Origin of the sequence: Myxococcus sp. CA033 (genome assembly GCF_013336625.1) — a bacterium.
GTDB lineage: Bacteria > Myxococcota > Myxococcia > Myxococcales > Myxococcaceae > Myxococcus > Myxococcus llanfairpwllgwyngyllgogerychwyrndrobwllllantysiliogogogochensis.
Window position 1 is genome coordinate 1 of record NZ_JABUMU010000029.1, and the last position, 18550, is coordinate 18550.

Here is an 18550-nt window from a genome sequence, read left to right on the forward strand (position 1 = left end):
AAAAATCAACTTCGTCGGCTCCGTGTCCGTGACGAGCGCAGGGACGACGTCCACTTCGGCTTCCTCGTCCTCGGCTGCTGCGTCATGCTCTTCCGAAGCCTCTATCCTCACATTTGATAGAGGCTCTTATTGAAGGCGACGGTCAGAAGCATGGACTTGGGGCTGACGTCTATCGCGGAGGACGCCATTCACTGGTCTATGGCGTACCGCCCCGGGGATGTAGATGCGGCAATGCAGGGGCTGCCCGAGCGGCTCAGCGCCATTCTCGGCTGGCAACTTCAGCGCAGCCCCGCGACGCGCTTCCAGACAGCCTCCGAGTTGGAGCGTGTCTTGCGCGTCCGACTGGCCGAACTGCCTCCTTTCGGCCCGAATGATGCGGTGAAAGAAGTAGAGCAAGCTCTCTCCGAGGCGGGCGAGAGGATGGAGGAGCTGAACTTTCTCGACGACGAGGGCGGCTTCGTCCCTGCCGATTGGCGTGCCCACCCCGACCAAGTCGAGACGCAGCCCGAAGCGCGCAACGAAGACGAGCTGACGACGGACCCCCGTCCTGGTGCTCGTCGCGCTGAGAAGGCGCCGCCGACCGCCTGACGTCGGCACCTATCTCCACTCACTGTTGCTGATTCACCACCGGCCCGACGCAAGTCGCTGCGCCGACCGGGAGACGTGTGTCTTTCGTGCCTCATTCCGGGGCGCGCATGGGGGACGTGTATGCAAAGGATGCGAGGTTGGATTGTCGCGTTGTTGCTGGTGCTGCCTGGAGTGACTTGGGCGGAAGAGATTGTTGACCCACCGCCGCCCGAAGAAGAGGAGGCCGTGAACCTGCTCCCACCCGAGGGGACGGCGCAGCCTTTGCCCCTTGAGGGCGTAGCGACCGAAGCCGCATCAGTGCCGGACGTCGTTTCGGTCGACCCCTCCACGCGCTGGGCCTCCCTGCTGCGAGTCGAGGCGTCGGCATGGTCTCTGCTGCCCCGTGCGGGAGTGGGGACTGACGAGGGTTTCGTGCAGGTCGAGCCCACCGTCGTCTTCGAGCGCGGCCCGGAGTTTGGCGTCAACCTCGGGGCTCCGGTGCGGTTGCGCCTATGGGGGCCCGATGGGAGCGGTGTCGTTCGGCGCGAGGACTGGGACACTCTCTCGGACTGGGGGCAACTGGTGCGCAGTCTTAAGCTGGGCTCGGACAACGCGCCGTTGGGCATCTGGTTCGGCAAGCTCGACAGCTACAGCCTGTTGTCGGGGCACTTGGTCCGGCGCTACTCCAACCGCACCAATCCCAACTACCACCCGGCAGGAGGCTTCCTCACGGGACGGATGGGGCCCGTCTACACAGAAGCATTCGCGTCGGACGTGCTGGGTGCGCGGTTGATGGGGGCGGAAGTCGAGTTGGACGTGGAGCACCTTCTCTTCGGCAAGCCTGAGCAAAGGCAGCGCTACACGCTGGCGCTCTCCGGGGTGCATGACTGGGGACGTGCTGGTGGAGGTGCGGCCTCGGTGACGCTGGCGCACCTGGACGCCACGGCGGTGGTGCTGGTTCGTCCTGGGTTTGAGGCGCACATCCTCGCGGGCTGGGGTGGAAGGCCCGGGGAGGGTGGCGCCTGGGGCGCTGTGGTGGGGGTGGGCGCGGACGCGGTGACTCCGACGCTGGACATGGTGTTGCGACTGGAGGTGCGGCGCCAGCAGGGCGGCTTCCGACAGGGCTTCTTCGGGCCGGACTACGAACTGGCGCGCTTTCAGGCGGCAGGGCCTGCTGGCGGTCCGCTCGCGGATGCCCCCTTCTCGGCGGGCTACTCCGTCTTTGGTGAGGCGGAAGTGGGCTGGGATGCCGTCAGCTACGGGGGCCTCTACAAGCACTTGAAGCTGTCGCTGGGGGCGGAAGCCTTCTCCTGGGGCCGCTTCGACGTGGATGGGCGCGTGGCGGTGCAGCTCTTCGAGCGCAGCTTGGAAGTGGCGCTGAAGGGGCTCGCCGTCGGAGCTGGGAAGCCGGGGGCTCGCTACCTGGGAGCGGCGGAAGTGCGCTGGCGTTTCCTGGGAGGGAAGTTCTACGCGCTCGGGACGGGCGGCACGCTGCTGTTCCCCACGACCGAAGGAACGTTGCGGCCTGGCGCCTTCGCATCGGTGGGCCTGGGGGTGGACAATGCGCGCTAACGCCCTGCTGCTTGCCGTGGTCCTTCTGGCCACGGGATGCGCCTCCGTGTCGCGCTCTCCCGGGCATGGCGGAACCCTTCGCTTCGCGCCGCGCGGGATGGTGGGGGTGTCCCTCGGAAAGAGCGCGAGTGGAGAGCCTCGCCGTGTCCTGGCCTCCGGTGAGTCGAACGATGTCTCGCGCTTGCGGCATCGTCGGGGCTCGCGCGATGGGGCGGCGCAAGAGGCCATGGGCAACGCTCGCGGCACTTCCGCACGTGAGGTCGCAGGGGCGGACGCCTGGGAGAAGCTTCTGACGGATGCCGGCCTGGAGGACCGGGACGAGCGGCCTATAGCGGGCAGCGCGCTCACGTCCGCACAGGCCGCGCGACTCTTGGAGGCGTTGCTGGGAAGGGACGTGACGCTGGGGCAGTTCCCGGCACGCGTCGCGGTGGGCTTCATGCTGCGCGAGGTACTGGGCGCGGGCGAGGTGTCGCGCGCCGAGCTGGTGCAGCGGGTGGAGCGCTTCAAGCATCTGGCAGTGCTCCGGCCTGACGGGTGCTTAGCCTGGGTGGGCAGTGGCAGGACGCAGCAGCGAGTGGCCCCGGTGGAGTGGCGGAATGGGGGCTTCCGTGCGCACGGCTTCGAGCTGGGACGCTTCTACAATGGGCGCACGGGCGTCTTCCGGTTGCTGGACGACGAGCTGCGGGAGGTCAACGGCTTCGCCATCGCGGACGTCCACGACGATGCCGACGTCATCAGCCGCACGCTGGATGGGGCCGAAGAGGCTTTCGTCGGGTTGGCGCTGGCGGTGGGGAAGTTCTTCTCGACCTCGCCAGCCGACAACCTCGCGGCACTTCGGGAGATGCCAGCCGCCGTGGTGGCGTTGCTGGAGTCGTCGCCCGAGTACCTGGAGCGCTTCCAGTACATGACGAGGGGCGAGCAGATTCAGGCCGTCTCCAAGCTGGTGACGAACCTCATCGCCACATGGGGCACAGCGTCAGCCGCGACGCGCACGCTGCAAGGTGCGACTCTCGCAACGGCGGAAGTGCCGGTGTTGTCGCTTTCCGCCCAGGGCGCGCTCGTCATGGGGCGCGTGGCTGTGCCGGTGGGGCGAGCTGCGGCGGTACTGAGTGGTGGGCCGGGAGCGGCCATTGTCCTTCAGCGAGCAGGGGAGGGTGGCAGTTCAGGTTCGACGCAGCCCACGGATCCCACTGGAGTGAAGTCCTACTCGTCGTTCAAGTCCTTCAAGCGGGCGATGGGGCCAGCAGGGCCCGGGAAGGAGTGGCATCACATCGTCGAGCAGACCGACGGCAACGTGGGGAGGTTCGGCCCGAAGGCGATCCACAACACGGAGAACCTGATTCCGGTTGAGGTGGCCATCCATCAGCAGATAAGCGCCCTCTACTCGTCCATTCGCGCCTACTCGCAGGGCAAGACCGTGCGTGCGTGGCTAAGCTCGCAGTCCCTCGCAAGTCAGCGGGCATTCGGGCTGAAGGTCCTCCGTGACCATGGGGTCATTCCGTGATGCAGGAATCTCTGAGCCGGGCTTCGATTCAGGAGCTGAAGTCGACGTACGAGGAGGCCGCGAGCTTGCACGGTCGGGCGTCGGCTTCGGGTAACCATCGAGCCGCGAACGCCCAGTACAAACGGATCGCTACTGCTTGGCGAGAGCTGAGGGGCAGGGGGGACGAAGGGCGGTCGACACTCATGGAGTTGATTCGGAGTGGCAATCCGGCAGTTCGCGCGTGGGCAGCATCTCACGTCCTGGAGTTTGCTCCCGAGTTGGCGGAAGCCGAGCTGGAGCGCCTCGCGAGCGGCCCCCCTGGCGTTACGAGGCTCGATGCAGAGGTGACGCTCTCCGAGTGGAGGGCTGGCAACTTGCGTTTTGACTGACGGTGAAGGGTACGGTTTCGGCGGGCGGGGCGTGCTTCACCTGAAGAAGCCGGTGGCGTTACCCGGCTCGCCGTAACACCAGCGTAACGCCACGGAGCGGCCAAAAACGAACGGGGTTGGACGGTAGCTACCGTCCAACCCCGCGTTTCTACTTGTCCCCGACGGGATTCGAACCCGTGTTACCGGCTTGAAAGGCCAGCGTCCTGGGCCTCTAGACGACGGGGACGTCGCCACCTACATGAGTCGCGGGGGGATCGAACCCCCGACCCTCGGCTTAAAAGGCCGGTGCTCTACCATCTGAGCTAGCGACTCGCACTATTCTTTTGTTCAAAAAAACTCGCGCGGCCCGCCTGGGCCCGAAGGCAGGCGCTTCCTACCCGAACTCCTTCGCGCTTTCCACTGGCGAGCGCATGTCTCCCATCCTGACGGCGCTTCCACCGCCTCCCGGTGAACGCCTGGGGCCCCGCCACACGCCGCCGTCAGTCATCGGTTGTATACAGCAGGCATGGCCCAGGACCTCCCCCCTGAAGAACACGAAGACACGGAGGCCGAGGACGGCGACGAGAAGGCTCCCTTCCGCCGCTACCTCACCCGCCCGGGCGCCGAGCGGATGCACCGGGAGCTCGTCCGGCTGCTCAACGAGGAGCGCCCCAAGGTGACCGCCGAGGTCTCCGCCGCCGCCGCCCAGGGGGACCGCTCCGAGAACGCCGAGTACATTTACGGAAAGAAGCGCCTGCGCGAAATCGACCGCCGCATCCGCTTCCTACAGAGGCGCCTGGACACCGCCACCATCGTCACGCCTTCTGAACAGAGCGACCGTGCACGCGTTTACTTCGGCGCCACGGTCACCCTGGAGGACGAGGACGGAGCACGCACGAAGTACCAGATTGTCGGGTCCGACGAAATCGACGCCGCCGGAGGTCGCATCAGCGTGGAGTCCCCCATCGGTCGCGCCCTTCTTCGCAAGAGCGTGGGTGACTCCGTCGAGGTGCACCGCCCCCGGGGCGAAATCGAGCTGACCGTCATCGACATCCGCTACGACTAGGAGGCCCCATGCCTCGGACGCTCCCCATCAACCCCCGCTTCCGCCGCATCTATCAGCACCTGAGCGGGGCGGACCTGGCCGCGCTCGACCCCGAGGAACTCTCCCTCGAGGACCTGGGCCTGGGCGACTCCCAGAAGACCCGCGTGGGCCTGCTGTTCGGGACCTACAGCCACCAGGGCCTCGAGCGCGTCCTGCGCACCTACGGCCTGTTCCAGCGCGCAGAGGAGCGGGTGGGGCCCATCGAACTGCGCATCCAGGGAGAGGATCCGTTCCGCCCCCGGGTCGTCTTGTGGAGCCGCCGCTTCTACGCCCCCGTCGCCGACCTGTCCCTGCGCATGGCCACCGGCGCCGAGGTCGGCCTCGGTGACGCGCTCGCCACCGCGCCCCTGCTCTATGTGGACGCGCTGCTGCTCCAGAATCCGGGCCGCTCGTTTGACTGGCACCGCCCGCCGCTGCCAGGGCAGAGCCACCCCGGGCTCGCGCTCTCCGCGCCCCTGTTGGAACTCTTGATGCTCATGGCCCGTCGCATCGGCGCGGAGGCCCTGGCCCTCACTCCCTCCACCTTCGCCGCCGCGAGCGTCTATGACCGGCGCTTCCTCTTCGTGGACGGCGCGGCCCAGGGGCGCTTCCTCGCGTTGCGCGGCGCTGGCGGCAAGCGCCCTCGCTGGCTGCTCGCGTGGGCCGTGGAGCTGGGCTGCATGCGCGACGCGGAAGGGCAGCCGCTCCCCTTCACCCCCATGCCCATGCTGTCGCCGCTCAGTCGCCGGCTGATCCGCTCGTTCGACGCCAAGGCCTGGGCCGAAGCGCGCGAGCAGACGGGGCGACAGGTGGTGACGCTCGACGAGGAGGCGCTCCAGCAGCGCTTCCCCTGGGAGCGCATGCCCCCGGGGCCGCCCCCCGAGCGGCTGGCGGAGCTGCTGGGGTACGACCCGCTCGCCCCCGTGCTCGCGCACTGAGCGCCAAGGCGTGGGGTTTCGAACAACCGGCGTCCCCGACGCCAACCTGGCTGCTTCCGTCGGAGCCGCTGTCTATATTGGAGTGGGCGTCAGGCTCAGTCACGTCGCACGGTCCCCAGCGGTCGCACCCGAACCAATCAGGTCGCGCGAACCCACGATGCGAAAGAACTTCATCCTCGATACCAACGTCCTCCTCCATGATCCGCGCAGCATCTACGGCTTCGAGGACAACAACGTCATCATCCCCATCTACGTCATCGAGGAGATTGATCAGTTCAAGAGAGATCTCTCCGAACTCGGGCGCAACGCCCGCATGGTGGCGCGCTACCTGGACACCTTCCGCGCGGAGGGCTCGCTGAAGGAAGGGGTGCCCATGCCGAGGGGCGGCCTCTTGCGCGTGTGCTTCACGGACCGCGACCTGCCGCTGTCCATGGCGGACAGCAACCTGATGGACAACCGCATCCTCGCGGTGGCCATCGACCTGATGGAGCAGGAGCCTGACACCCAGGCCGTTTTCATCACCAAGGACACCAACCTGCGCATCCGCGCGGACGCGTTGGGCCTCATCGCCGAGGACTACGACACCGAGCGGGTGGAGATCACCGAGCTGTACACGGGCTTCACCGAGCGGCTCGTCCCCAAGGAACTGGTGGACCAGATGTACAGGCCCGGCGCGGAGGTGGAGCTGCCGGACGTGGACACGCTCTTCCCCAATCAGCTGGTGCTGCTCAAGGACGAGACGAACCCGTCACACACCGCCATGGGGCGCCTGCACGGGCTCAAGAACCGGCTGGTGCCGCTGCTCCGTCAGAGCAAGGAAGGCACCTGGGGCATCCGTCCGCGCAACATGGAGCAGGCCTTCTGCCTGGACCTGCTGCTCAACGACGACATCAAGCTCGTCACCATCGTCGGCAAGGCGGGCACGGGCAAGACGCTGCTGGCCATCGCCGCGGGGCTCCAGAAGGTGACGGAGGAGAACCTCTACCAGAAGCTCCTGGTGAGCCGTCCCATCTTCCCCCTGGGGCGGGACATCGGCTATCTGCCCGGCAGCGTCGAGGAGAAGCTCAACCCCTGGATGCAGCCCATCTTCGACAACGTGGAGTTCCTGATGAACCTCAGCCGCGCGGACAAGAAGGCCGGCCGCGGCTATCACGAACTGCTGGACCTGGGGCTGATGGAAATCGAGCCGCTCACGTACATCCGTGGCCGGAGCATCCCCAACCAGTTCATCATCGTGGACGAAGCGCAGAACCTCACGCCTCACGAGGTGAAGACCATCATCACCCGCGTGGGTGACAACACGAAGATCATCCTCACGGGGGATCCGTTCCAGATCGACAACCCCTATGTGGATTCGACCAACAACGGCCTGGTGCACGTGGTCAATCGCTTCAAGAGCGAGAAGATCGCCGCGCACATCACCATGGCCAAGGGCGAGCGCAGTGCCCTGGCCGAGCTCGCCGCCAACCTGCTCTAGGCACCCGCGGGTGCCTGCGCGAAGAGACGTGTCATGACGAACGACGGCCCTGGAGACACCCCTCCGGAAGACGGAGAGAAGAAGCCCCTCATCGAGTACCCCGCGGTCTACACCTTCAAGGTGATGGGCCTGCAGGGGCCCGGCTTCGCCGAGCACGTGAGGGACTTGTTCCGGAAGATGATGGGCTCCGAAATCTCTCCGGACTCCATCCACGAGCAGCCCAGCAGCAAGGGCAAGTACCTGTCCCTCAGCGTGTCGGTGTACCTGCTGTCCGAGGAGCAGCGGCGCTCCATCTACGAACAGCTGAAAAAGGACCCGCGCGTCGTCTACTACCTGTGACGCCGGACGCGCGCGGCCTCCTCTGTCGGGTGGGGGGCCCGCGCCGTCTCTGGAAGTCCGGGCGGGGTTGGGTATATGAGGAGCCCATGAGCCCGGCAGATCCCTTTCCGCTGTACCACCCCGCGGACGCCCGGCGCGCGTTCAGCTCGGACGACGTGACTCGGCGGTTCGCCAAGGTGGCCCAACTGGAGCCGGGCGCCCGGGTGCTGGTGCTCGGGTGTGGCGCGGATGGCAGCGCGGCGCTGCTGCTCGCCCGGGAGATGGGCTGCACCGTGCTGGCCGCGGACATGGACGAGGCCCTGGTCTCCTCCGCCCGCGAGCGGGTGCGCCATCAAGGGCTGACGGACCGCATCGATGTGCGCGGCGTGGCCCTGGATTCGCTCGGACTGCCGGACGGCGCTTTCGACGCCATCCTCGTCCAGGGCCGGGTGCTGTACACCCTGCGCGGGACGCTGTCGTCCCTGCGGCCGCTCCTGGCGAGAAGAGGGCGGCTGGGAATGACCTTCCCCGCGAGGGTGGCGCGAGTCGTCCCCAAGGCCGCCGCCGAGCTCTGGGAGCGCCGTCTGGGCGCCCCCCTGTTGCTGCCGCGCGAGCTGCTCCAGTCGCTGGAGCTGGGCGGATTCGAGCCCGAGTCGGCGGAGACGCTGCACGACGTGGAACTCGACGACTACTACCGAGAGGTGGAGTCCAGCCTGAAGCCCATGTCGGGTTCCCAGGCGTCCGCGCTGCGCGAGGAACTGGCGCTGCACCGCGAGAGCAACGGCAAGGCCACGGTCAGCTACGCCTTCGTGGTGGGACGCCGCAAGGAGCCGGGCGAGAAGCCCCCGGCTTCACGCGACAGGGGCTAGTCGGCCAGGCGGGGGAGGGCGGCAATCTGGCCGCCCCCTTCCAGCCCAGCGGGCTAGTTCAGCGCGCCGTTGAAGTCGACGAGCTCGATGGACTCGGGCGCCACGGACAGCGACACCTGATCCCGATATCCGGCCGCGTCGCCGCCCACCTGGAAGGGCATGGGGCGCGCGAAGCGGATGGTGGCGTCGCGGACGTGGAAGTCGTGCAGGCCCTCGGGGAACCAGCGCCCGTTCCAGAGGCGGGGCAGGTTCGCCAGCACCTGCGTGGGAGTCACCTGGCCCAGCCGCAGTTGCATGAAGCCGCGCCGGCCACACGCGAAGGGGAACATGCGGAAGCCATAGCCGTAGAAGGGCATGGTGCCCGCGGCGGCCATCATCAGCCTGCCCCGGAAGAGCAGCTCGCCAGGGGCCACCGGCTCGCCCATGGGCTGGCCGTCCGCGCCCAGGCGGTACGCCTCGCCGGCCTGCCCGTTGACGACCTCGCACTCCACCCAGGTGGAGTTCGTCAGGTAGTGCGGCACCGTCTTGCAGGCCACCGCGGAGAAGTAGCCACCGCTGCCGGACAGCACGCTCTTGAGGAGACCCTTGCCCAGGTTCTCCTTCACCCAGATGTAGTCGTTGAGCACCTTGCCATCCACGCCCAGCCCCGCGAAGGGCGCGCGCTGCCCATCCACCATCAGGAGGTCCATTGGGCGGAAGCCCGGGACTTCACCGGTGCGGGCGCGCAGCACGTCGTTGAGGATTCCGTCGCCCCGGGTGCCGGAGGCGTTGACGTGGGCGGCGATACCGTTGCCCGTGCCCAGCTTGAGGATGCCGAAGCGGGGCGCCTGCTGACCGGCGAAGCGGCCTCGGGGGCCGACCAACTGGAGGACCTCGTTCACGAAGCCCATGAACGTGCCGTCGCCGCCGCCCGTGAAGACCAGGGGATAGCCGCGCTCCAGCACCGTCTGGGCGATGCGGCGGCCGTCCAACTGCGAGCGGGAGAGGAACAGGTCCTGCTCCGGCACCACGTGCGACAGCGACTTCACCACCCGGGCGTCCACCTTCCGGGCATTGGCGTTGAGGAGCACCGCGACCTTCGGTTCAGCGGATACGTCCGCCGACGGGGAGCGGCGGAGGTCCGGAGAGCGCAGGGGCTGAACCAACATGAGGATGGCTCCAGGGTAGGTGCGGGTGGGGGAACCCGACATCGACGCGTCGCCGCAATGTGCACTTTCATTGCCAACCGGTGACGCGAGGCGTCAGCAGGCGGGCAGGCATGTCATTCCAAGGGGTTGCAGCGTTGGTTGCTGTTCGAAAGGTCGCCCGGTTGCTACCTGGAGGTGACGGCGGTGTAGAGCGCGTTACGCACCCGTGCCGTGAAGGTGGCGATGACGTGACGCGGCAACCAGCCTCGTGCGCACTGCGCTACGCACCCGGGAGCACCACCTTGTGCCAGAGGGCCCGACGCCACCTCCGGTTTGACACAGGGGGGTGGGTGGTTACGTTGGGCGTACATCAGGAGCTTTCGCAGAAAACGCAGTTATTTCCGGAGGATACGAACCGTGGGCAAGATTATTGGGATCGACCTGGGCACCACGAACAGCGTGGTGGCGATCATGGAGGGTCGCGAGCCCAAGGTCATCGTCAACGAGGAAGGCAGCCGCATCACGCCCTCGGTCGTCGCGTTCACCAAGGACGGCGAGCGACTGGTTGGTCAGGTGGCGAAGCGCCAGGCCATCACCAATCCGGAGCGCACCATCTACTCCAGCAAGCGCTTCATGGGCCGGCGGCATGACGAGGTGACCGAGGAGGCGAAGCTCGTCCCTTACAAGGTTGCTCGAGGGCCGAACGGTGACGCGCGCATCGAGTTGGACGGCAAGCAGTACAGCGCGCCGGAGATCAGCGCGCAGATCCTGCTGAAGCTGAAGCGGGCGGCGGAGAACTACCTGGGTGAGAAAGTGACGGAGGCGGTCATCACCGTCCCCGCGTACTTCAACGACGCCCAGCGCCAGGCCACGAAGGACGCGGGTGAAATCGCGGGCCTCACGGTGCGGCGCATCGTGAACGAGCCGACCGCCGCGGCGCTCGCGTACGGCCTGGACAAGAAGAAGGACGAGAAGATCGCCGTCTACGACTTCGGCGGCGGCACGTTCGACATCTCCATCCTGGAGGTGGGTGAGAGCGTGGTCGACGTGCTCGCGACCAACGGCGACACGCACCTGGGCGGTGACAACATCGACCAGCGGATCATGGACTGGCTGATCTCCGAGTTCAAGAAGGACACGGGGCTGGACGTCAGCAAGGACAAGATGGTCCTCCAGCGCCTGAAGGAGGCGGCGGAGAAGGCGAAGATCGAGCTGTCGAGCGCGACGGAGACGGACATCAACCTGCCGTTCCTCACGGCGGATGCGACCGGTCCCAAGCACCTCAACCTGAAGCTCACGCGCGCCAAGTTCGAGGCGATGATCGATGACCTCATCGAGCGCTCGCTGGAGCCGTGCCGCAAGTGCCTGAAGGACTCGGGCGTGGACCTCAAGGACCTCAACGAGGTCGTGCTCGTGGGCGGTACCACGCGCATCCCGAAGGTGCAGGAAGCGGTGAAGCGGCTGTTCGGCAAGGAGCCGAACCGTTCGGTGAACCCGGACGAGGTCGTCGCCGTCGGCGCGGCGGTGCAGGCGGGTGTGCTCTCCGGCGAGGTGAAGGACATCCTCCTGCTGGACGTGACGCCGCTGAGCCTGGGCGTGGAGACGCTGGGTGGCGTGATGACCAAGCTCATCGAGCGCAACACCACCATCCCCACGCGCAAGTCGGAGACGTTCTCCACGGCCGCGGATGGCCAGTCGCAGGTGGAGATCCACGTGCTCCAGGGTGAGCGCGAGATGGCGAACGACAACCGGAGCCTGGGCCGCTTCCACCTGACGGGCCTGCCCCCGGCGCCGCGCGGCGTGCCGCAGATCGAGGTGACGTTCGACCTTGACGCCAACGGCATCCTCAACGTCAACGCCAAGGACAAGGCCACCGGCAAGGAGCAGAAGGTCACCATCACCCACTCGTCCGGTCTCGCGAAGGACGAGGTGGAGAAGATGGTCGCCGACGCCCGCTCGAACGAGGCGGCCGACAAGGAGCGCCGCGAACTGGTGGAGCTGAAGAACCAGGCGGAGGCCCAGTCCTACGCCGCGGAGAAGCTCGTCAAGGAGAACAAGGAGAAGCTCACTCCGGACGTGGCGAAGGCGCTCGAGGACAGCGTGGCGGAGCTCAACAAGGTGCGCGAGGGCCAGGACAAGGACGCCATCAAGTCCGCGCTCGAGAAGCTCCAGGCCGCCAGCTACAAGGCCGCGGAGGAGATGTACAAGGCCACTGGTGGGGCGCCGGGTGGCGAGCCGCCTCCGGGTGCTGCTCCCGGGGCTCAGCCGGGCGCGAAGAAGGACGACGTGGTGGACGCCGAGTTCCGCCAGTCGTGACGCCGGGGCCGTGAGGCCCGGGTGTTGAAGCAGAGGGCCGGTGCTCCCGCTACACGCGGGGGGCCGGCCCTTCTGCGTTGCGGGACTCGGGGCGGACCTTCCGAAAGGATGGATGGCCGTGTGCGTGGCGAGACTTGGGGCGGGTGCAAGGGGTTGAGGGGACTGGGGTGGGGGCTGGTGACGAAGGTGCAACAGGCTGGGGCTCCACGTCTTCTTGAGAGGTGCCTGGCATGTCCCGCGTCTCGTCCCCGCTGTCTCCCGCCTCGTCCTTGCCCATCGAAGGGGAGTCCGCGGCTGCTTCCCTCGACTCCGCTCCAGTCCGCGGCACGCTGTCTCCGACGAAGAGTCCGTCGGCCAGCACGCTGGAGGTCTTTCAGGGCCCGTCCGGAACGGTTGGAGCCTTCTCCGTGCCCGGGCCTCGCTGCGGGCCCAGGATGGGGGAGTCGAATGGCTTCGACTTCGCGGTGGGCGGCTCCTTTCCTCCTCGCCCCACGGGCAACGTGCGGGAGCAGATGAAGCAGGGGGCCTTCACGCTCGCCCAGTCGAAGGCCGCCACCGCGAGCCTGCTGATGAAGGGCGGCAGCGTCGTGGACGCCTATGCACGGGGGCACCTGCGGCTCCTGGAGCCCAGCCCTCCCATCCAGGGCGCGCCCACGTCCCTGACGGACTACACCAGCGCGCTTCCGGGAGTCCCTCCCGAGGCGGCCTGGGGCTACTTCGTGCGCAATCCCGGGCCGGTGTTCGAGTCCGCCGGCATCCGCATCCAGCCATCCACCATCGCGCTGACGGATGGGGCGAAGGTGTTCCTGGAAGAGAAGGGGCCTCCTCCTGTCTGGGCCCCGGTTTCGTTCCGGTTGGAGGCGGAGACGAACACCGTGCACATCACCACCCTGGACGGGCACCCTCTGCGGGGGACGAACCGCTTCGTCTTCGAGGACGACGGGGAGGGTGGAACGCGACTGCGCCAGTACTCGGCCTTCCAGGGCAGCTCACCCGCGACGGCGGTGGGCCTCATGCTGATGGACCCCATCGAACGGCAGCATGACATCTGGCGCGGCGTACATTCGCATCTGCATGACACGCTCGTCTCACGCTGACATAGAACCGAGGGTTGGAGGTGACGCGGATGGTGCTGAGGACGACGCCGCCGGGACATGATGTGATCCTCTACGACGGGCATTGCCGCATCTGCAGCGGCGCGGCCCGCGAGTTCCAGAAGCTGCTGGGAGGGCGGGGGACGCAGCTGCGCTCGTTCCGGGACGAGGGCGTGCTGGTGGGCTTCCCGGGCATCAGCGCGGAGCGGTGCGAGAACGCCATGCAGCTCGTCCAGGCGGATGGGCGGGTGCTGGAAGGCGCGGAGGCCATCGTCCGGGCGCTGGGCAGGCACCCCCTGGGCCGCCTGCTGTACGTCTACTACGTCCCTGGCCTCCGCCAGCTTGTCGACGTCTTCTACCGGGCCTTCGCCCGCTACCGGTTCAAGATTGCCGGGCGGACCTGTTCGGACGGCGGTTGCGAGGTCCACTTCAAATAGACAGAGGCCGGCGGGTAGCATGGGGCCAACCCCGCTGCCCCTGGATTGTTCGTGCAAGCTCATCCGCCGCCGTACCTCCAGGCCGCTCGCGCCTTTCGCCACTTCTTCAGCGAGCTGCGGGACGTCTACCTGGAGCGAGAAACGCTCTTCACGCAGCTCGAGCTGGCGCTGCTGAGCCGGGAGCACGTGCTTGTCGTAGGGCCACCCGGAACGGCCAAGAGCGCCATCGCCAGCGCGGTGCTGGGGCGCATCTTCGACGAGCACACCGGCCTGCCCTCGCTGTTCTCCAAGCAGCTCGCCGAGTCCACCGTGCAGACGGACCTGCTGGGTCCGGTGGACTTCAAGGTGCTGACGGAGACGGGGCGCACGGAGTACCTCACCGACGAGGGCATGCTGGGCTCGCAGCACGCGTTCCTGGATGAAATCTTCGACGGCCGGGACATGCTGTTGCGCTCCATCCTCAACGTGCTCTTCGAACGGGAACTCAAGCACGGTCGGCGGGTGACGGCGGGACGCACCGAGTGCGTCATCATGACGAGCAACCGGTATCTCTCCGAGGTGCTGGCGCGCTCGCCGGAGCTGTTGCTCGCCTTCGCTGACCGGCTGAGCTTCATCAGCTTCGTGCCCAAGTCCTTCGCCCGGAAGGAGAGCCGGGCCGCCATGCTGCAGCGCTTCGCGCAGGGCGCGCGCGCGGACCTGCGGGCTCCTCTTTCACTGCAGCAGATGGACCTGCTGCAGGACGCCGTCTCGCGGGTGAAGGTGCCCAGTGACGTGCTGGAGGGCGTGGAGTTGCTGGCGGATGCCCTGGAGCGGGCCCTGACGGCCCAGGTGTCCAAGCTGCCCGACTACGTGCCCACGAAGTACTTCTCCCAGCGCTCGGCGGTGAAGGCCCTGTGGGCACTCAAGGCGGCGGTGGTGCGGGACCAGATCTACCGGCGGCCGGAGCGACCGCTGGAGGCGTCCGTGGAGGACCTGGACGCGCTGCGCTGGTTCTTCCTGCTGGGCGGTCCCCCCTCGACGGAGACGGAGGCGCTGCTCAAGTCGGTGGTGGACCCCCGTGAGCGGGCGCAGCTCGAAATCGTCCGGTTGGAGCAGCGCACGTTCGACGAGGTCATCGCGAAGGTGCGGCAGGAGCTGGGCGGGGGCCTGGAACGCGAGGCCCAGGTGCTGGGCTCGGCGGAGGAGGCCTCGGCCGTGGATGCCCTCTCACGCAACTGGCAGCCTTCGATGGCGTCCACCTCCGCGCGGGGCCTTTTGACGAAGCTCGTCCCCGGTCCGCGTCATGCGCAGAACCGCGCTCCGTTGCTGGTGTCCGCCCGGGCGCTGGTGGCGGCGATGGACCAGCGGCTCGCGCGCGGCATGGCGGGGCAGGGAGAGGGACGGGGAGGGCTGGCCCTGCTGTCCTCATTCCAGGACGTGCTGGGGCTGTGCCGCGTCATCCCCGAGCTCAAGGTCGGCCTGTCCCCCCTGAGTGAGTCCACGGCCCGATTCCTCGAGGGGGCCCTGGAGATGATTGCCCTGACCGCGGAGAGCGCGGACTTCGAGGAGGGCCTCAAGCTGGAGGGGCTGGTGGGGCTGGCGGACAACCTGGAAGAGGAGCTGTCCAGGTCGGCGGACCTGGTGGGCATCCTGGCGGAAGGTGCTCCGGTGGCGGTGGAGCGGCTGCGCCAGTCGGAGGCCGCCGCGCGAAAGCGGGTGGTGGGGGCGTTGCGGCGCCGGGCGACCGTTGCCTTCCAGGGTGCATCCGCACGCGGACGCAAGGAGCCGCTGGAGACGCTGGCCGCGGACTCGCGCCGACTGTCGCAGCTGGAGCAGTCGCTGGTCGCGCTGGACCCGACGCAGCGAAGCTTCAAGGAGGAGCTGCTGCTGCCCCTGGGCCTCGCCTATGCGCGCGAGGTGCTGGCCTCCACGCCGTTCGAGCGCATCGAACAATACGGGCGCGCGGTGCAGGCCGTGGCGGAGAACCTGCGGCGCGAAGGACTGCCCGTCGACGTGGTGATGGGAGAGTGCCAGAGCATCCTCGACGGTCGGCTGCGCGAGCACGCTCGACTCCTCACGCGCGACGTGCCGAGCCCGCCTCCGCCGGCCGCCTCCGTCCTCAACGGCGACGCGTACGTCTTCTACCGGGGCGAGTTTTCCGCCAAGGCCCCGGATGGCGAGCTGGCGGCGTTGTTGGGCCTGGACGGACAGCTCGCATTCACCCGAGGGGGTTCGGCGTCGGCCTTCTTCTCGGAGAACGCCCGCGCGGCGGTGGCCCAGGCGGAGCTCACGTTCATCCAGACGCGCGTCAAGTACCTGCGCAGCTGGCTGACCCAGCTGCTCACCTCGCTGCCCTCGCCGGAGGCCCTGACGGAGCGGCCCGAGGTGGAGCGCACGGTGGACCGACTGGTTCGCAGCCGATTCCCCCTGCTGGCCTTGAAGGAAGGGGAGCTGGTGCGCCTCAAGGGGGTGCTGTCGCTGCTCGCGGCCATTCCAGGCGAAGTGGGCGAGAGCGCGCAGCGGCTGGAGGCGCAGCTCCGGGGCATCGACGAGGACTTCGGGCGGTACAGCCGTCAGGTGCTGGAGCGGCGGTCCGCCGCATGAGCACGCCCGAGTCGCATAGGGCGCGGAGGGACGGCTGAGCATGCTCTCCCGGCGGCTCACGGACCTGCGACGGCGCCTGGACATGTTCCGTCAGCCCGCGCCTCCGGTAGGCGGCATGCGCCGGTGGACGTTCGGGCGCAAGGTGACGGGGCCCGGCGACCTCGCCCTTCCCGTGCTCGCGGTGCTGGACCGGGAACTCGACAAGGTGGGCATCCACACCTCGGCGGACGCGCAGTTGCTGCGTGAGCTGGGGGCCCGTCGAGGGCTCGCGGGGGCGTTGTCCCAGGGGCTCCAGGCCCGGGCCGGGCAGGCACTTCAAGAGCTCGAGGCGTGTGTGGAGCGCGTGGAGCGCGCCTGGCGGGCGGGAGTGATGCCGCCGGGAACCCTCACGGTGCTCGACAGGGCCTTTGTCCAGCTCGCGAGGGCCGTGAAGGTGGCCGACCTCTTCGCCCGTCCGCCCACCGAGGACGTCGACGACGACGAGGGCTTCATCGCCTTCGAGCGTCCAGCCTCCCCGCGCAGGCAGCGCGCGCCCAGCAGCTCCCGGATGGCCGTGGCCGAGTACTTCGCGCTGCGCGCCCGGGAGAACGTCGTCGACGTCGTGCAGAAGCGCAGGGACCTGGACCTGGCCCACGAGATGTTGCTGCGCCTGGGAGCGGACCACGACCGGGAGCGCGGCCTGCCCCTGCGCCGCGAGGTGGCCGAGGCCCGGGAGCGCACTCGCGCGGTGCCGGCCGTGCGCTCCCTGGAGGAACTCCTGCGGCACGTGCGGCACGCGGCCCGGCATGACCCCCAGGCCGCCTACCGTTCGCTGCGTGGCCTCTACGAGCGGGCGGTGGAGGCGGGGGACCTGGAGCTGGCGGCGGCGGCTCGAGCGGCCCTGGAGCCCCTGTTGCCCTCACCCTCCCAGTTGACGGCCCTGGTGGAGCGCGCCGAGCGGGACGCGCTGGCCCACTGGTTCGGCGAGTCTCCCCCGGAGGAGAAGCCCGAGGTGGCCACTCCACGTCCGGACGAGCTGCTGGCGGACCTGGCCTTCTCGCTGCGACCCGAGCAGCTCGCCACCTTCGAGCTGGCGGCGGGGTGTGCCCGTTACTTCGACGTGGAGGACGCGCTCTCCGAGGAAATCGTCCTGGCGGAGACCCAGGTGGCGAGGCCCGTGCCCCGGCGCGTTCCCTATCCCACCCAGACGATGACCTTCGAGGTGACTGGCGGCCTGCACGAGGTGAACAACTTCGTCCTGACAGACCCGAGGATGTTGCTGAGGGACCTCGCGGCCAACCGGCAGCTCGTGCGGGCCTACCTGGAAGAAGCGCCACCTCCCCAGTCGAAGAAGGTGAAGCGCACCGCCGTGCGCGTCTATGTCTGTGACGCCTCCGGCTCCATGCATGGCGCCCGGGCCCGCTTCCGTGACGCCCTCATCATCGCGGAGCTGAACAACCTGCGCGTCAAGGCGCGCCGTGGGGAGACGTTCGACCCGCTCTACTTCAGCTTCTTCAACGACGTGCCCACCGAGCTGGCCCGCGTGGACACCGCCGCCGAGGCCACCCGGCAGATAGAGCGACTCTTCCGGGACTCGCCCGCCGAGGGGCAGACCGACATCTCGCTCGCGCTGATGTCGGCCTTCGACTCCATCCGCGCCGCGCAGGGCAGGGACCCGTACCTCGCCCGGGCCACCGTCGTCCTCGTCACCGATGGCGAGGACCGCGTGGACCTGGAACTCATCCGCCGGACCCGCGCGCCCATGGGCTCGCTCGACATCGCGCTGAGCTTCATCTCCCTGGGCGAGGAGAACCCGGACCTCCGCTCACTGGTTCGCGAGCAGCGCGCCTCCGGCATCCGCGCCTTCTACCACCACCTCTCCGACGAGGAGATTCAGTGGGCCCGTACCGAGTTCGATACGCCCTGGCGCACGCTGCTGCCTCGGGACGTGCCCGCCACGCCGGATTCGCTGGAGCAGCTCGCGCCTCACCTGGAGGCACTGGAGCGCGTCGCCGGTGGGCGGAGCACCTCGGCCACCGTCGCCGTGGAGGCCTCGTTCGAGGCCCTCTTCCCTGAATCACCGCCGCGCCCCGAGGGCGGACAGGTACCCGGCTCCGACGTCGTGGGCCGCGTGGTGGACATCCTCGGCGCGCTGGTGGAAGCCGCCTCGCTGGCTCCGGCGGACAAGCGCGCAACGGAGAGCGTGGTGCTCCTCCAGCACCTGTTGGCGGTGTATGGGCTGACCCCTGCGCGGTACCTCGCCGCCCTGTCCGTGGGTGGACCGTCGGTGACGGATGCGCTCGCGCGGGTGCGGCTGTTGTGCCGGCCCTTCGGGTAG

General features: G+C 68.3%; 15 protein-coding genes and 2 tRNA genes. 14 read left to right on the top strand and 3 right to left on the bottom strand.

From position 1 onward, the window contains the following. Positions 1–129 precede the first annotated feature (129 nt). The 4 genes from HUA78_RS39700 (at position 130) to HUA78_RS47900 (ending at position 4011) form a co-directional block, all read left to right on the top strand. Positions 130–588 (top strand): hypothetical protein, encoded by a 459-nt coding sequence (locus tag HUA78_RS39700; protein ID WP_174478590.1) that lies wholly within the window; start codon positions 130–132, stop codon positions 586–588. Between the two features lie 120 nt (positions 589–708). Next, positions 709–2139, top strand: coding sequence for a hypothetical protein (locus HUA78_RS39705; protein ID WP_174478591.1), 1431 nt, complete (start codon positions 709–711; stop codon positions 2137–2139). Positions 2140–2185: 46 nt separating this feature from the next. Further along, positions 2186–3643 (top strand): hypothetical protein, encoded by a 1458-nt coding sequence (locus tag HUA78_RS39710; protein ID WP_371745775.1) that lies wholly within the window; start codon positions 2186–2188, stop codon positions 3641–3643. Then, on the top strand, positions 3643–4011 hold the full coding sequence (locus tag HUA78_RS47900) for a DUF2019 domain-containing protein (protein WP_371745780.1): 369 nt from the start codon (positions 3643–3645) through the stop codon (positions 4009–4011). The genes HUA78_RS39710 and HUA78_RS47900 overlap by 1 nt, the downstream gene beginning before the upstream one ends. A 153-nt stretch (positions 4012–4164) precedes the next feature. Here the strand turns inward: HUA78_RS47900 and HUA78_RS39720 are convergent. After that, a tRNA-Glu gene (locus HUA78_RS39720) sits at positions 4165–4237 on the bottom strand. Positions 4238–4250: 13 nt separating this feature from the next. Continuing rightward, a tRNA-Lys gene (locus tag HUA78_RS39725) sits at positions 4251–4323 on the bottom strand. 193 nt (positions 4324–4516) lie between these two features. On the opposite strand from HUA78_RS39725, the gene greB reads away from it, so the two are divergent. The 5 genes from greB (at position 4517) to HUA78_RS39750 (ending at position 8676) form a co-directional block, all read left to right on the top strand. Then, positions 4517–5056 (top strand): transcription elongation factor GreB, encoded by a 540-nt coding sequence (greB, locus tag HUA78_RS39730; RefSeq protein ID WP_174458608.1) that lies wholly within the window; start codon positions 4517–4519, stop codon positions 5054–5056. Between the two features lie 8 nt (positions 5057–5064). Continuing rightward, complete coding sequence (locus HUA78_RS39735; protein WP_141648843.1) at positions 5065–6012, top strand: deacetylase; 948 nt, start codon at positions 5065–5067, stop codon at positions 6010–6012. A 157-nt stretch (positions 6013–6169) separates the two neighbouring features. After that, entirely contained in the window at positions 6170–7489 is a 1320-nt protein-coding gene (locus HUA78_RS39740) for a PhoH family protein (protein ID WP_141648842.1), read from the top strand. A gap of 33 nt (positions 7490–7522) precedes the next feature. Beyond that, the gene (locus HUA78_RS39745; RefSeq protein ID WP_141648841.1) at positions 7523–7828 is read left to right on the top strand and encodes a YbeD family protein; all 306 of its coding nucleotides are present in this window, start codon (positions 7523–7525) and stop codon (positions 7826–7828) included. 86 nt (positions 7829–7914) lie between these two features. Continuing rightward, positions 7915–8676 carry a cyclopropane-fatty-acyl-phospholipid synthase family protein gene (locus HUA78_RS39750; protein WP_174462644.1) on the top strand — a complete coding sequence of 254 codons (762 nt, stop codon included), beginning with the start codon at positions 7915–7917 and terminating at the stop codon, positions 8674–8676. Between the two features lie 53 nt (positions 8677–8729). Here the strand turns inward: HUA78_RS39750 and HUA78_RS39755 are convergent, their stop codons facing one another. Then, complete coding sequence (locus HUA78_RS39755) at positions 8730–9824, bottom strand: diacylglycerol kinase family protein (RefSeq protein ID WP_141648839.1); 1095 nt, start codon at positions 9822–9824, stop codon at positions 8730–8732. A gap of 396 nt (positions 9825–10220) precedes the next feature. On the opposite strand from HUA78_RS39755, the gene dnaK reads away from it, so the two are divergent. The 5 genes from dnaK (at position 10221) to HUA78_RS39780 (ending at position 18550) form a co-directional block, all read left to right on the top strand. Beyond that, positions 10221–12119, top strand: coding sequence for a molecular chaperone DnaK (dnaK, locus tag HUA78_RS39760; protein ID WP_174458610.1), 1899 nt, complete (start codon positions 10221–10223; stop codon positions 12117–12119). 230 nt (positions 12120–12349) lie between these two features. Then, complete coding sequence (locus tag HUA78_RS39765) at positions 12350–13216, top strand: hypothetical protein (RefSeq protein WP_174478593.1); 867 nt, start codon at positions 12350–12352, stop codon at positions 13214–13216. Between the two features lie 29 nt (positions 13217–13245). Beyond that, positions 13246–13650 (top strand): thiol-disulfide oxidoreductase DCC family protein, encoded by a 405-nt coding sequence (locus HUA78_RS39770; RefSeq protein WP_141648379.1) that lies wholly within the window; start codon positions 13246–13248, stop codon positions 13648–13650. Between the two features lie 51 nt (positions 13651–13701). After that, positions 13702–16233: a MoxR family ATPase gene (locus tag HUA78_RS39775; protein ID WP_174478594.1), complete on the top strand. Its 2532-nt coding sequence runs from the start codon at positions 13702–13704 to the stop codon at positions 16231–16233. A 40-nt stretch (positions 16234–16273) separates the two neighbouring features. Further along, a complete protein-coding gene (locus HUA78_RS39780) occupies positions 16274–18550 on the top strand; it encodes a vWA domain-containing protein (protein ID WP_174478595.1) in 2277 nt (758 codons plus the stop codon).